General features: G+C 49.8%; 10 protein-coding genes and 1 tRNA gene. 10 read left to right on the top strand and 1 reads right to left on the bottom strand.

Features of this window, described 5'->3' with window-relative positions:
* The first annotated feature begins 83 nt into the window (after positions 1 to 83).
* From SOW26_RS08730 to SOW26_RS08705, 6 genes are all read left to right on the top strand, one after another.
* A complete protein-coding gene (locus SOW26_RS08730) occupies positions 84 to 1,694 on the top strand; it encodes an L-lactate permease (protein ID WP_154476566.1) in 1,611 nt (536 codons plus the stop codon).
* Positions 1,695 to 1,718: 24 nt separating this feature from the next.
* On the top strand, positions 1,719 to 1,916 hold the full coding sequence (locus tag SOW26_RS08725; protein ID WP_154476564.1) for a hypothetical protein: 198 nt from the start codon (positions 1,719 to 1,721) through the stop codon (positions 1,914 to 1,916).
* A 59-nt stretch (positions 1,917 to 1,975) separates the two neighbouring features.
* On the top strand, positions 1,976 to 3,217 hold the full coding sequence (locus tag SOW26_RS08720) for a M20 family metallo-hydrolase (RefSeq protein WP_154478823.1): 1,242 nt from the start codon (positions 1,976 to 1,978) through the stop codon (positions 3,215 to 3,217).
* A 57-nt stretch (positions 3,218 to 3,274) separates the two neighbouring features.
* Positions 3,275 to 4,270, top strand: coding sequence for an FCD domain-containing protein (locus tag SOW26_RS08715; protein ID WP_276958684.1), 996 nt, complete (start codon positions 3,275 to 3,277; stop codon positions 4,268 to 4,270).
* A 135-nt stretch (positions 4,271 to 4,405) separates the two neighbouring features.
* Positions 4,406 to 6,658: an LPXTG cell wall anchor domain-containing protein gene (locus tag SOW26_RS08710; RefSeq protein WP_320652252.1), complete on the top strand. Its 2,253-nt coding sequence runs from the start codon at positions 4,406 to 4,408 to the stop codon at positions 6,656 to 6,658.
* Positions 6,659 to 6,946: 288 nt separating this feature from the next.
* A tRNA-Leu gene (locus SOW26_RS08705) sits at positions 6,947 to 7,027 on the top strand.
* A gap of 110 nt (positions 7,028 to 7,137) precedes the next feature.
* Here SOW26_RS08705 and ybaK read toward each other — a convergent pair.
* Positions 7,138 to 7,602 (bottom strand): Cys-tRNA(Pro) deacylase, encoded by a 465-nt coding sequence (ybaK, locus tag SOW26_RS08700; protein ID WP_330683558.1) that lies wholly within the window; start codon positions 7,600 to 7,602, stop codon positions 7,138 to 7,140.
* 449 nt (positions 7,603 to 8,051) lie between these two features.
* Here ybaK and SOW26_RS08695 point away from each other — a divergent pair, with 449 nt between their 5' ends.
* The 4 genes from SOW26_RS08695 to SOW26_RS08680 all read left to right on the top strand — a co-directional run bounded on the left by SOW26_RS08695 (position 8,052) and on the right by SOW26_RS08680 (position 12,811).
* Positions 8,052 to 8,831 carry an HAD family hydrolase gene (locus tag SOW26_RS08695; protein WP_320652251.1) on the top strand — a complete coding sequence of 260 codons (780 nt, stop codon included), beginning with the start codon at positions 8,052 to 8,054 and terminating at the stop codon, positions 8,829 to 8,831.
* 293 nt (positions 8,832 to 9,124) lie between these two features.
* On the top strand, positions 9,125 to 11,650 hold the full coding sequence (locus tag SOW26_RS08690; RefSeq protein WP_320652250.1) for a glycyl radical protein: 2,526 nt from the start codon (positions 9,125 to 9,127) through the stop codon (positions 11,648 to 11,650).
* A gap of 2 nt (positions 11,651 to 11,652) precedes the next feature.
* On the top strand, positions 11,653 to 12,447 hold the full coding sequence (locus SOW26_RS08685; RefSeq protein ID WP_276959135.1) for a glycyl-radical enzyme activating protein: 795 nt from the start codon (positions 11,653 to 11,655) through the stop codon (positions 12,445 to 12,447).
* Position 12,448: 1 nt separating this feature from the next.
* Positions 12,449 to 12,811 carry a BMC domain-containing protein gene (locus tag SOW26_RS08680; RefSeq protein ID WP_276959133.1) on the top strand — a complete coding sequence of 121 codons (363 nt, stop codon included), beginning with the start codon at positions 12,449 to 12,451 and terminating at the stop codon, positions 12,809 to 12,811.
* Positions 12,812 to 12,936: the final 125 nt, after the last annotated feature.

Here is a 12,936-nt window from a genome sequence, read left to right as displayed (position 1 = left end):
AAGGCCATATTCTGCAGCTCCTTCCGGGGCTGAGGGGTATGGCTTTCGGACAAATTTACAGAAACAGCAAGTAGGAGATAACTATGAATATACCAACAAACTTATTTATGTGGATCATGGCATTTCTTCCCATCGTGGTCTTATTGGTGCTGATGATCAAATACCAGTGGGGAGCGACTGAAGCCGCGCCCATAGGACTTCTGATCACGATCGTTGCGGGCATGGTATTTTACAAGGCGGATATCAGGCTTCTGGCGGCGGAGAGTGCAAAAGGGATCTGGAGCGCCCTCACTATTCTGGTAATCGTGTGGACCGCCATTTTGATGTATCAGGTAGGAGAAGAAGCTAGCGCTTTTTCGGTGATCAAAAGCGGAATGCGGAAGCTTCTTCCCAATGAGCTTTTGCTGGTGCTCGCAATGGGATGGATTTTTGAAAGCTTCCTGCAGGGAATTACCGGATTCGGGGTTCCGGTTGCAGTGGGAGCTCCTTTGCTGATCGGGATCGGGATGAAGCCGAAATGGGCCGTGATTCTTCCTTTGTTAGGACAGGCATGGGGAAATACCTTCGGAACACTGGCGGCGGCGTGGGACGCCCTTGCTATGTCGGCAAATCTGGCGGCAGGAAGCAGGGAATACCTGGTGACGGCTCTTTGGACGGCAGGCTTCCTCTGGTTCTGGAACGCGATTACCGGATTTGCCATCTGCTGGTTCTACGGAAAAGGAAAAGCCGTCAAAAAAGGATTTCCGGCAGTGGTCCTGCTGTCTCTGATCCAGGGAGGCGGAGAGCTTCTTCTGACGCAGGTCAACACGACACTGTCCTGCTTTATTCCTTCCTGTATTTCACTGGTGGTAGTATTGCTTTTGGGAAAAATGAAACGGTACAAAGAGGAATGGATGATGGAAGACAGCGATCTGATGAACCGGGAATTTACAGGACGGTCCTCCGAGAAGGAAGAGACGGATATGACGCTTTTGCAGGCGTTCGTCCCCTACATTCTCTTATCGGCAATGACGCTGGCCGTACTGCTGATAAAGCCGGTGCATAACCTGCTGCAACAGGTGGAATTTGGCTGCCCGTTCCCGGAGACGACTACCGGATATGGATTTGTGAACAAAGCGTACGAGAGCTTTTCTCCATTCCAGCCATTTACGCATGCCAGTATGTTTTTGCTCCTGGCTTCCCTGATCGGCCTTTTCTACTACAGACAGAAGGGCTGGATCAAAGAAGGCGGCGTAAAGCGGATCTTCGGGAAGTCTGTCGCCATGACGATGCCGTCGGGGATCGCAGTCATCGGCCTTGTTATTATGTCCAAGATCATGAGCGGAACAGGACAGACAGTGGTTCTTGCCAACGGGATCTCAAGGGTACTGGGAAGGATCTATATCGTGCTGGCTCCCTTCGTGGGACTGCTGGGAACCTTTATGACAGGCAGTAATGTCAGCTCCAATATCCTGTTTGGAGATTTTCAGGTACAGACGGCAAAGCTGCTAGACGTCAACGCCCCGGCTGTACTGGGGGCTCAGTCTGCCGGCGGAGCGATCGGAAGCGCCGTCAGTCCCAGTAAGATTATTCTGGGAACAACAACCGCCAATATTCTGGGAAGCGAAGGACAGGTGCTAAAGAAGATCATTGTGATCACAGTGCCTGCCACCATTGTGATCGGAATCATTTTGTATGCGGCAACTGTCATTTAAACACAAAGGAATGGAGGCAGGAAAATGGAAAATCAAAGTTTCTTTAAGACGAAGGCGGGCGGTCTGACGCTTGTATTTCTGATCATGATGCTGGCGTTTGGAATCATCATGGCAGGACTTGGCCTGTCAAACGACGTGTTGTGTACCGTTGGATTCCTGATGGTCATTGCAGCCATGCTCTATTCGCCCATCAGGGTATTTATCATAGAACGGAAAAAATAAGGGAAACAGAAGAAAGAACCGAAGGCATGGTTCGTTTGAAAGGGAGAAAAGAACGCATGATGGAGATTGATGGAATCATTGGAAGGATCGCGACAAATTTAGAGCATTTAAAACAGTATACGGCTACGCCGGGAGAGGGGTGTACACGGCTTCCTTTCACGAAAGAAGCAAGGGATGCCGTGAACTACCTGACAACGATCATGAAAGAGGCAGGAATGCAGGTACGAGAAGACGCTGCCGGCAACGTGATCGGGGTCCTGGAGGGGAAAAATCCCGAAGCTCCCTGTGTCATGATGGGCTCCCATTATGACTCTGTGATCAACGGAGGAGATTTTGACGGGATCGCAGGAGTCGTGTGTGGGATCGAGGTGGCAAGACAGCTAAGAGACAGCGGAATCATGCAGGACCGGAACTTTGTGGTAGTCGGCTTCTGCGACGAGGAAGGAATGCGTTTTGGAACGGGATACTTTGGATCGGGAGCCATGCTGGGCGACCGTGACGTGGAGTATTGCAAAAGCTTTAAAGACAAGGACGGCGTCTCGATTTATGACGCCATGGTAGAATATGGACTGGTTCCGGAAAAGATCCGGGAAGCCGCATGGGCGGAGGGCTCCATCGGACAGTTTTTGGAGCTGCATATTGAGCAGGGCCCTGTTCTGGATACGGAAAATGTTGAGATTGGTCTGGTAGAAGGAATCGTGGGGATCCAGAGGTATCAGGTAACGGTACACGGAAGGGCGGACCATGCAGGAACGACGCCGATGGATATGCGTATGGACGCGGTAGACGCAGCCACTAAAGTGATTTCCAAGATTCCGGATTGGGCGAGAGAAAAAGCGGATGGAACGGTGGCTACCACAGGTTATATCCGTACCATACCGGGAGGAATGAACATTGTTGCGGAGCGGGTGGAGTTTACGGTAGATATCCGTTCCATGAATAACGACAATATCAATGATATTGCAAACAGGATCCGGGCGGCCCTGGAACGGGAAGTCAAGGCGATGGGCGGAAGCTATGAAATCAATGCAAAGCTTGAAATCACACCGGTATTTCTTTCAAAAGAAATGTTAAGCAGAATGGAAGAAGGCTGCAAAAAGCATGGGTACAGCTATAAATATCTTCCCAGCGGAGCAGGACATGATTCCCTTGAGATCGGGCAGGTCATTCCAACTGCGATGCTGTTTGTGCCCAGCAGAGACGGGAGAAGCCATTGTCCGGTCGAATTTACAAAGTACAGCGAGTTTGCAAAGGCAACCGTCATCATAACAGAGCTTGCAATGCAGCTGTTAAGTGAGTAAAATAGGATAGAAAGCTGCTAGGGGTGCGGAAGAATCGGAATGGTGGGAGGACGAGCTTTGAGTTCATTATACAAACATGAAAATCTCAGAATTTTCAGGAGACATCTGGGACTGACACAAAAAGAATTGATCCATCACTTCCTGGGCGAGGAAGAAAGACCCATCAGTATTGCGACTCTCTCCAATCTGGAAGTGAAAGGCGGAGTAAGACTGAATGATGTGGTGTTGAAGATAGCGGACAAGGTGTCGATAGATCCGATGCTCTTTGCTCTGGACACACAGGAATTTGCGGAGCAGATCGCTTCCCTCTTTCCAAAGAAAAAAGACAGACTGCAGATTCCGGGGCAGGGAGGCAAAAAAACCGGGATCAACCATCTGATCAACCAGCTGACCATGCATTTTGCGCAGCAGATGATGAACGGCACACTGCAAAAGGGAGATAAGATCGAGGCGGACAGAGAGCTGGCGGTCCTGCTGAATGTAGGGCGCTCGGCGATCCGGGAAGCCATGAAGGTGCTGGAGGTCCTTGGGATGGTAGACATTCGGCCGGGACAGGGAACCTACATCAGCAGCGATGAGGCGGATTTTTTCCGGATCCCTCTGTCCTGGTCTCTGTTTCTGAATCGGAGCCAGATCGAAGACATTATTGTGGTTCGCAACAGCCTGGAAACGAAGGCGGCAGAGCTTGCGGCTTTTTGCGAGGATGTGGATGAGCTTCACCATCTGTCTTCCATCTGCCATAGTATGCAAAGGGCATTGCTGGAAGGAAATCATGGAGAATTTCTGCAGGGGGATCTGGATTTCCATATCTGCATCGCAAGATGCTCCGGGAATGATGTGATCTACACCATGATCCAGACCATCAGCAATCTGATGCGTCACATCAGTGGAACGGGCATGGTGTACGAGGAGCAGATTCAGGAAATTTACGAAGAGCACCAGAAAATTTATGGATCGATCCTGATCCATGACGGGGACGGGGCAAGAGAAGGCATGCGGCTGCATCTGGCCAGATCGAGGGAGCGATACAGTTGCAAATATGACAGGTATTAGTGCCGGCGGAAGAGGAATTCGTCAGGGGAGACGAAGAATGCGGAAGAAAGGCGCTTGCATTGCCGAAGGTTTCGGAGTAGTATAGGAATGATTCATATATAGGAGCTAGGATTCAAAGTCAAGAGAGGAAAAGAAATGAAAAATTGCAAGAAAAGAAACAGGGGATTCGCTTTTCTGACAGCAATGGCAGTGGCATTGGGGATGCTGTTGCCAAAAGCGGTGGTCGTCCAGGCGGCGGATGAACTACAGGTGGCACAGTACACTCAGACGAGCGGGACGGCAAGCTGTGGAGCCGCTCAGAATACCGCCACATTCAATGGAAGCTGGAAGGCCTCCATTCCTATGGGAAAGGTGATGCAGGGGATTGAAACCCAAATGAGACTGGCGGCAGTTAACGGATTCTATCCGCACGGAAAGGATGGAGCCAACACGATTGCCTATGTGGAATACACGGTAACCTTTCCGGCAGGCGCCGTCATTGACAGCGCTGCCATTCAGAAGACCAACGCCACATCCATGTTTAATACCACCGCATTTTCGCATAATGTCAGCGGACAGTCGGTGACCTTCAAGCTTCCGTTAAAGGATGTAAACTGGTCGGGCATCTATGAATATTACCTCAAGGATGGAGGAGGAGCCTCAGACAAGACGATCGATATCACCATTCCCTATACCGTTACAGCGGGGAGTCTGGACGAAACAAAGGAATTTGAGAAGCAGACTGTCACGGCTAAGGGAGAGTTTGAGACGCATGCATCAGGAAGCTTTCTTTGGGCACCTTCAAAGGTGGTTTATGGAACAGATGTCAGCTCGCAGCCTTTGGCGCCGGGATTTTCAGCGGCCAACTGCTTTGGACAGCCAAGCAACGAGGATGTAAAGCAGCAGCTGGATCTGGACGCGGATCTGAAGCTTGGGGATGATACGGGAAATACGGCAGTCACGAAGCAGAAGACGGAAGAAATGGATTTTGTGGGGACACTGGACGTAAAAGCCATCAAAGAACAGATGGCAAAGATCGAAAATACCTACGCAGGTGCAGAAGCCTCAAATATCAAATTGGAAAATCTGGAGAGTACCTTTACAGCCAGCTTGATGTTGCCATACGAGTTAAGCTTCACAAAAACAGAGGCGACGCTTTCCGGCGCGAACGGGGTGTTTGAGGTCGGACAGACTACGCTGGAGAATGCTGACAGGGTGGCGGTAGTCACCCTCAAGCTGGCGGGAGCCGAAAGCATAACCAGCTATGATAAGCTTCGGGATGCCATCAACCGAATGGACGATGAGCTGAAAGTCACCTTCCGGACAGTCAAATTTAATGAAGCGGCGGAAGGCGGCAAAACTTATGAGGTAACGGGCCTGGTGACCGGACGGATGGAAGCAAAGGCAACCCATACCGTTTCCGGAAAAGCGATCAATTTTAATTTACAGTGGGACGGAAAGCAGTCGGAAGGCGGAAAAAGCGTAGCCAATCCGGGAGAGATCGCAATTTCCGTGCATTATCCGGCAGCGACGGAGCAGACGATCCAGAAGACGGGAAATCTGGACGGAGACCTGCTGGTAAATGAGGATACCCAGCACACCAAGGTTCCGGTATTCAAAAAAGCAGATACGTTTAAGGTAACGGGACTTCTGAATGTAAAGCCGATCAAGACGCAAATGAAGCAGGTAGAGAACGCCTATCAGGCAGACCAGGTTGCCACGAATATCGCCATCAGCGATATACATCATGCATTTACAGCATCTATGGAGCTTCCGGAAGGACTTCGGTTTACGGAGAATGCAAAGGATCATATTGAGCTGAAGGGAGCCAATGGAAAGTTCAAGATCTCCGATGCGAAGATAGAGGGCAAGAAACTAAGCGCTACCATGGTGGTTGCCGCAGAAGTAAATACATTTAAGGAAATCAAGGAAGCGGTAGACGGAGTAGAAGATCACTTAAAAGTGGAAGTTGGCGGTGTGACATTTGCAGACGATGCAGTGAGCGGACAGAACTACACGATAAAAGGGGATGTGACAGGAGTCTTCCAGGCAAAGGCAACGCACAAGCTGACGGGAAATGTGATCCGTTTCGATTATAAGTGGAAGGGAGTTCAGCTGGACGGGGGAGAAGATTCCACAGATCCGACCACAGATGCCATTCAACTGACAGTAAAATATCTTGCGGAAAAAGATGTTCCGGCAGATCCAAAAGATCCTTCCAAGCCGACGGATCCAAAAAAACCTTCCAAGCCGGAAGCTCCGGGAAAGGTTGCCGGCGTGAAGAAATCAACAGCGGCTCCAAAAACGGGAGATTCTCCGAAGGTTCTGTTCTATTCCGGGGCAATGCTGCTTTCGATCGCAGGAGGGATCCTGGTATTCACGAAAAGAAAAGAGGAACAGGGAATATAGAACCGCTGAAAGCGGGAAAGATCCTGGTTGGCTGCCTTGGCAGCCGGATCATTGAAGAAACAGACACAATTTCTGCCATCAGCGAAAGCTGATGGCAGTTTTGACGTTCGTTTTGTGTTTGAAATGGATTTGTGATCGGGATCCTAGGATGCCTTTTGGGCTGATAGGACAAAAGGCTTTTCAAAAGGCTTTCACGAGCCTTCTTTATTGAAAAAGAATTGACAAAAATCGCTAAAAAAAGTAGAATAGGGAGTGCCCTGTTTTCATCATTTGACTTGGGACAGGCATGCGGATGTGGCGGAATTGGCAGACGCGCTAGACTTAGGATCTAGTGTCCATGACGTGCAGGTTCAAGTCCTGTCATCCGCATCGGAACAGATACGGTAATTGATACAATTTGTCAGTTGCCGTATCCTTTTTTTTATTGCGCTTTCGGAAGCAAGAGAAGAACATCAGAAGGCGCAGGAAAGAATTCTCCCCTAAGTCAGATCTGCCACGCCAAAAGGAAGGATCTGTTTGAGAACCTCAAGAGACAATTCCACCTGATGGCCGATCTTTCCGCCGCTAAAAATGATGGTAGGAAAGGAGAGAGCCTGCTGATCGATAAAGGTAGGAAAAGACTTTTTCATACCAATGGGAGAGCAGCCGCCATGGATATATCCGGTTAGCGGCAGCAGTTCCTTTGCCTTCAGCATTTCTATTTTTTTCTCTCCCGCTGTTTGAGCGGCTTTTTTAAGCTGCAGCTCCTTGCAGACAGGGATCATAAACACATAATATTTTTTGGAAGCGCCGACAGCGACCAGCGTCTTAAATACCTGTAAAGGATCCTGATGAAGAATGGAGGCGACCTCTGTTCCGCTGAGGGCGTCGGTATCGCTGTAGTCATGGGTAGTGTAAGGGATCTTCTTTTGATCCAGCAGGCGCATCACGTTTGTTTTCAGCATAAGCATTCTCCTTTTTGCCTGGAATCTATCAAGGCTGTCTGTTGCAGAAGAAAACTGCCTGTAAGAAGGCGGTGGGGACAGCCTAGGTAAATTGTAGAAAAGAACGAGCGGAATTTCAAGGTGTTTTTTTAACAGAGAGACGGAGAAAGCGGATCTGTTGCGAAAAACAGTTGACGGGTCAGATAATGTAACTGGATCATGAATACATCTAAGAGAAGCGAAGAGCAGATGTGCCAATGGGTTCTTGCGAGGAGTCCGGCAGGAGCCTGTGGCTTTTTGAAAGTAGAAATCTCCGCAGGAGTTTGCTATAATGACGCTGGATATACAGAAAATCCAAAGAAATGCAAAGAGATTCAAAGAAATACAGGAAGAAGGATGATCTGTCCTGAAAAATAGAACGGATAAAGAAGGGAAGCGGGGAAAGGAATTCGACGGAAAGGGAAGAAAGCATGAGAAAGAAATGTATTGTCAGTGATCTGGATGGAACCCTGTTAAAAGAGGGGGAAGAGAGGCTTCCAGAAGAATTTTTCGACGGGATTCGGGAGTTGGGATCCCGGAAAATAGATTTTGTGGTAGCCAGCGGCAGATCTTACGGAGATCTGAAAAAATTGCTTGCGCCGGTGCTATATGAAGTGACCATGATCTGCGAGGAAGGAGCCGCGATCATACAGAAGGGAAAGATGCTCCATTGCAGACCCATTCCCCGGGAAACGGTAGAACACTGGGTGAAGGAGGCAAAACGACAGAAAGCGGAGCTTTTGCTGGCAGGGAAACACACCTGCTACACAGAATACGAAAATGAAGGGCTAAGAAGCAGGTATCAGAAACAAAGAAGAGCAGTCATGCCCGTTCGGGACGTCAGGGAAGTGACAGAACCGGTGCTTCGAATGTCGTTTTTTCTGGGATCGGGGGAAAAAGGAGGCTGGATCAGAAGGAAGGGGGAGAAAGATCACGAGGTACGGATCAGCTTTCAGGATGAAAGCTGGCTGGATCTGGTTTTGGCGGAAGCAGATAAAGGAAGCGCGCTGCAGTGGCTGCTGAAGGAGAGAGGGCTGTCCGTAGAAGAGGTTCTGGTATTCGGGGACAATACCAATGATATTCCCATGTTTCATTTGGTGCCGGACAGCTTTGCCATGAAGTGGGCAAAGGAAGAAGTGCGGCGGGAGGCGGGCCACGAAAGCGCATGCGTCATGGAAAGCGTGAGAGAGCTTCTGAAACGGCAGCTGTAGGAGGAAATTCAGAGAGGAATCGGCAGACAGCCCGGTGAGGTCGGAAGAGGCAATGGCATTTTCAGTAAGAAAAATTTGGGCGTAACGGGAAAGAGAAAGGTAGTTCGTAATAGCAGCAGTCAGAAGAAAGAGTCTGGCTGCTGTTTTTTGTGGTGTATTTGTGGGTTGTGGTGGGAAAAGCGATAGAACATCCTTGACAGGACAATAAAAACAACATATAATCAACATAAAATACAATAAAAACAACATAAAATTCATAAAAAGCCAATAGAACACACAAAATGGAGGGAAGAATGGGAAAGTATAACAGTACAGACATTCCAAAGACAGACCGGATCCCGGCCCTGGTAGAGCATTTGTATGCCAAAATGCCGGAGATCGAATCCGCCAGAGCGGTGCTGCTGACGGAATCCTACAAGGAAACAGAGGGAGAACCGATGATCCTGCGCCGGGCGAAAGCATTCGCCCATATTTTGGATCATATTCCCATCCTGATACGTCCCCAGGAATTGATCGTAGGAAGTACCACACTGGCTCCGAGAGGGTGCCAGACCTATCCGGAATTTTCTTATGCCTGGCTGGAAGAGGAATTTGATACGGTAGAGACCAGAGCGGCAGACCCTTTTTACATTGCAGAGGAAACGAAACAGAAGCTGCGGGAGGTACACCGCTACTGGAAAGGAAAAACTACCAGTGAACTGGCCGAGCATTATATGGCGGAGGAAACCAAAAAAGCCATCGCTCACAATATGTTTACTGCCGGGAATTACTTCTATAACGGAGTGGGTCATGTGACGGTCAAATATGAGATGGTACTGCAAAAAGGGTATCAGGGCATTCTGGAAGAGGCACAAAAAGAATTGGAGAGCTGTCAGGTGGGTGATCCTGACTATGCCTCCAAGTCCAGATTTTTGCAGGCGGTTCTGATCAGCTGTGAGGCTGCGATCCGTTATGGGAAACGATACGGAAAGCTGGCGGGAGAGCTGGCTGCCAAAGAAGGGGAGCCAAGGAGGAAGGAAGAGCTTCTTAAGATCGCAGAAAATTGCAAAAATGTGCCGGAAAAGGGGGCAAAAAGCTTCTATGAAGCATGCCAGAGCTTCTGGTTTGTACAGCAGCTGATCCAGATAGAATCCAGTGGGCATTCCATCTCTCCGGGAAGATTCGATCAGTATATGTATCCCTATTATAAGGCGGATCTGGAGGCGGGAAGGCTGACCAGAGAACAGGCACAGGAGCTGATCGACTGTATCTGGGTCAAGCTCAACGACCTGAACAAATGCCGTGATGCTGCCAGTGCGGAGGGATTTGCCGGCTACAGCCTGTTCCAGAACCTGATCGTGGGAGGACAGGATACAGAGGGGCGTGACGTGACCAATGATCTTTCCTTTATGTGTATTCAGGCGTCTCACCATGTATTTCTGCCGCAGCCGTCTCTGTCTATCCGGGTGTGGAACGGTTCGCCGCAGGATCTTCTGATGAAGGCAGCAGAACTGACCCGGACGGGGATCGGGCTGCCGGCCTATTACAATGATGAAGTGATCATTCCCTCTTTGATGAGCAGGGGGCTGACGCTGGAGGACGCCAGGGATTACAACATCATCGGCTGTGTGGAGCCTCAGAAGGCAGGAAAAACGGAAGGGTGGCATGACGCAGCATTCTTTAATATGTGCCGTCCGCTGGAACTGGTGTTTTCCAACGGAATGGACAGAGGAGAGTTGGTAGGTGTCAGGACGGGCGATGTGGAGCAGATGACCACCTTTGAAGAAGTTTATAAAGCCTACGAAGCGCAGATGAATTACCAGATCTCTCTTCTGGTCAATGCAGACAATGCCATCGACGTGGCGCATGCACAGAGATGTCCGCTTCCTTTCCTGTCGTCGATGGTGGACGACTGTATGAAGAAAGGAAAGACGGTACAGGAAGGCGGAGCCGTCTATAACTTTACCGGTCCCCAGGGCTTTGGGATCGCCAATATGGCAGACTCCCTGTATGCCATCAAGAAGCTGGTATTTGAAGAAAAGAAGGTGACTCTGGGAGAATATAGAAAGGCAATGGCCTTGAATTACGGAGAAGGCCTGGACGCGGTCAGCATGACAGAGATGGCGGTGGATATCCTGAGAGAACTGGAGAAACAGGGACAAAAGGCGGGGCCAAAGGAAGTGGAAGCTGTGGTCAAAACCTTAAGTCAGGATCTGATCCCGGAAGAAGAAAAGCAGAAATACAGGAAGCTGCGGCAGTGGATCGACGAGGTTCCCAAATTCGGGAACGATCAGGAGGAAATTGATGAATTTGCCAGAGAAGTGGCATACCTTTATACAAAGCCGCTTCCATACTACCGTAACCCAAGAGGAGGGACCTATCAGGCAGGGTTGTATCCGGTATCGGCCAACGTTCCTTTGGGAGCCCAGACGGGAGCAACCCCCGATGGACGGCTGGCGCACACACCGGTGGCGGACGGAGTTTCTCCCTCTGCCGGAAAGGATGTGTATGGACCTACGGCGGCTGCCAACTCGGTGGCGAGGCTGGATCACGGAATCGCTTCCAACGGAACTCTTTTTAACCAGAAGCTGCATCCTTCCGCCCTTAGCGGGATCAAGGGACTGGACAACTTCGTCAGTCTGATCCGCTCCTACTTTGACCAGAAGGGAAGCCACATGCAATTTAATGTGGTAGACCGGGAAACGCTTTTGGATGCACAGAAACATCCGGAAAAATATGCGCATCTGATCGTGCGGGTAGCAGGATACAGCGCATTGTTTACCACACTTTCCAAGTCCTTACAGGACGACATCATCAACCGAACAGAGCAGGGAATCTAATTATGGAAGACTACAGACAGACAAAAGGAAGGATTTTTGATATCCAGAGATACTCTATCCACGACGGCTACGGCATCCGGACCATTGTGTTTTTAAAGGGATGTGTTCTAAGATGCCGCTGGTGCTGCAATCCGGAGTCCCAGGAATATCGGATCCAGACCATGATAGTAGGCGGGAAGGAAAAGATCATGGGACGGGATGTGACGGTGGAAGAAGTCATGGAAACAGTAGAAAAAGACCGCCCCTATTACCGGCGTTCCGGAGGGGGACTGACCCTTTCTGGCGGAGAAAGCCTTTGTCAGCCGGAATTTGCCCGAGATCTTTTGAAAGCTGCCAAATATGCAGGAATTTCTACTGCCATGGAAAGTACCGCCTGCGCACCCTATCAGGCCATCCGGGAACTTCTGCCGTATCTGGATCAGTATCTGCTGGATATCAAGCACATGGATCCTGGGAAGCATAAGGCCTACACCGGAAAGGACAATCGGCTGATCCTGGAAAATGCAAAGAAAATCGCAGCGTCGAAAGCGACAGAACTGAATATCCGGATTCCGGTGATCCCGGGCTTCAATGACACAACGGAAGAGATCCGGGCTATTGCCTCCTTTGCGAAAGAACTGGCGGGAGTTAAAAGGTTGTTTCTCCTGCCGTATCACAGACTGGGGCAGGACAAATACGAAGGTCTTGGGAGAAACTATCTGATGGGAGACGTACTTCCTCCCACCACGGAGAAGATGGAACGACTGAAACAGGCGGCAGAGTCGGCGTCCATGCTGGCGTGTCAGATCGGAGGGTGATATGGAATACAGAGACAGTGAAAAACAAAGGATCGTACAGGAGCTGGTACCGGGAAAACAGCTGACGCTGGCACATATCATCGCCAATCCGGATCGAAGCCTTTATGAAAAAGTAGGGCTGGCTCCCGGAAAGGAAGTAAAAGCAGCCATTGGGGTGCTGACGGTGACTCCGGCGGAGACGGCCATTATCCTGGCAGATATCGGAATGAAGGCTTCCGGGATCCGGATCGGCTTCATGGACCATGTCAGCGGATCACTGGTGATCACAGGAAGTGTATCAGAGGTAGAAGCCTCGGTCTGTGCCATTCTGGAGTATGCCAGCAGGAAGCTGGATTTCAGTGTGTGCGAGATCACAAGAACCTAGATGACGGGGAAATGGGATAGAAATCCGGGAAAAAGATCTGAAACGGTTAAAAACAACATAAAACAACACATAAATAGTTGACATTATGTTGTATTTAGATTAAAATACAAAAAGAACCAAGAAAA

The organism is Suipraeoptans intestinalis (assembly GCF_034091795.1).
GTDB classification, from domain to species: domain Bacteria; phylum Bacillota; class Clostridia; order Lachnospirales; family Lachnospiraceae; genus Suipraeoptans; species Suipraeoptans intestinalis.
Note: the sequence above shows the minus strand (reverse complement) of the source record. Positions and strands in the feature narration are given on the sequence as shown.

Coding starts and splice junctions, on each gene's coding strand:
- SOW26_RS08685 (WP_276959135.1), top strand. CDS start 11,653: ATGGAAGACTACAGACAGACAAAAGGAAGGATTTTTGATATCCAGAGA.
- ybaK (WP_330683558.1), bottom strand. CDS start 7,602: ATGCTGAAAACAAACGTGATGCGCCTGCTGGATCAAAAGAAGATCCCT.
- SOW26_RS08725 (WP_154476564.1), top strand. CDS start 1,719: ATGGAAAATCAAAGTTTCTTTAAGACGAAGGCGGGCGGTCTGACGCTT.
- SOW26_RS08690 (WP_320652250.1), top strand. CDS start 9,125: ATGGGAAAGTATAACAGTACAGACATTCCAAAGACAGACCGGATCCCG.
- SOW26_RS08710 (WP_320652252.1), top strand. CDS start 4,406: ATGAAAAATTGCAAGAAAAGAAACAGGGGATTCGCTTTTCTGACAGCA.
- SOW26_RS08695 (WP_320652251.1), top strand. CDS start 8,052: ATGAGAAAGAAATGTATTGTCAGTGATCTGGATGGAACCCTGTTAAAA.
- SOW26_RS08680 (WP_276959133.1), top strand. CDS start 12,449: ATGGAATACAGAGACAGTGAAAAACAAAGGATCGTACAGGAGCTGGTA.
- SOW26_RS08730 (WP_154476566.1), top strand. CDS start 84: ATGAATATACCAACAAACTTATTTATGTGGATCATGGCATTTCTTCCC.
- SOW26_RS08720 (WP_154478823.1), top strand. CDS start 1,976: ATGGAGATTGATGGAATCATTGGAAGGATCGCGACAAATTTAGAGCAT.